We start from the raw sequence: 1,316 nt of genomic DNA, 5'->3' as shown, positions 1-1,316 counted from the left end.
GGGTTTTACGGGCATTGCTCGGTGGGCTGCCTGCACATCCGCCCGTTCGTCGATCTGGCCGACCCCGCCCAGGTGGCCACGATGCGGGCGGTGGCGGTGGAGATCAAGGACCTGGTCGCCGAGTACGGCGGCGTCAACTCCAGCGAGCACGGCGACGGGCTGGCCCGCAGCGAGTTCAACCGGGAGATCTTCGGCGAGGCGCTGTATGCGGCGATGCGCGCGGTCAAGGCGCTGTTCGACCCGGCCGGGCTGCTGAACCCGGGCAAGATCGTGGACGCGCCGGCGATGACCGAGCACCTGCGCGATGCCGCGCTGCCGCCGGCCGGCCCGATCACGACCCGGCTGGCCTTCGAGGTGGTCGGCGGCATGCGCGGCGCAGCCGATCGGTGCATGAACATCGGCTTGTGCCGTAAAAGCGGGCCCGGGGTGATGTGCCCGTCCTACATCGCCACCCGCCAGGAAGAGCACTCCACCCGCGGCCGGGCAGGCGCCCTGGTCAAAGCCCTGTCCGAACCCGACCCGGCGAAGGCGTTCGGCGATGAACGCCTGCACGAGATCCTCGACCTGTGCCTGATGTGCAAGGCGTGCAAAAGCGAATGCCCGATGAGCGTGGACATGGCCACCCTCAAAGCCGAAGCGCTGTCCCACCACCACGACCGGCACGGGGTGCCGCTGCGCTCACGCATCTTCGCCGCCATCCGCACCCTGAACCGGCTCGGCTCGGCCACCGCGCCGCTGTCCAACCTGCCTGCCCGCCTCCCCCTCGTGCGCACGATGCTGGAGCGCGGTGTGGGGATCACCGCCGCCCGGCCACTGCCCCGCTTCCAGCGCCGCAACCTCATCCGCTGGCACAAAACCGCCACCGGCCGCAAACAGCCCCCCGTCCTGCGCGAGCAGGCTGATCGGCAGACGCTGACGTTTCTGGCCGATTCGTTCACCACCTACACCGAGCCACACATCGGCCAGGCCGCCATCGAACTGCTGCAGCAGGCGGGCTGGACCGTGCAGCTGGCCTCGACGGGGTGCTGCGGCCGTTCGAGTTTGTCGAAGGGGCTGCTGGATCAGGCCAAAGCCCAAGCCGGCGCCCTGATCACCCACCTGGACCAAAGCCCGGGCCCGATCGTCGGCTGTGAACCCTCCTGCCTGTTCACCCTGCGCGATGAACACCGCCAGCTCCTGCCCGGCGACACCCGCGTCGAGCAGGTCGCCGCCCGCGTGCAGCAGGCCGAAGAACTGCTGGCCGAGGCCGTCACCACCGGCCGGCTGCGGCTGCGCGCCGATTCGTGGCTGGCCGGCAAGAAGGTCGTCTACCACGG

1 protein-coding gene is annotated in these 1,316 nt (G+C 70.1%); it reads left to right on the top strand.

From position 1 onward, the window contains the following. Nucleotides 1-1,316 (top strand): FAD-linked oxidase C-terminal domain-containing protein (locus tag FVE25_RS53630; protein WP_181020005.1); only part of this gene is annotated, 1,316 nt, incomplete at both ends.

Origin of the sequence: Nonomuraea typhae, from assembly GCF_009760925.1 — a bacterium.
Taxonomy (GTDB): Bacteria; Actinomycetota; Actinomycetes; order Streptosporangiales; family Streptosporangiaceae; genus Nonomuraea; species Nonomuraea typhae.
Note: the sequence above shows the minus strand (reverse complement) of the source record. Positions and strands in the feature narration are given on the sequence as shown.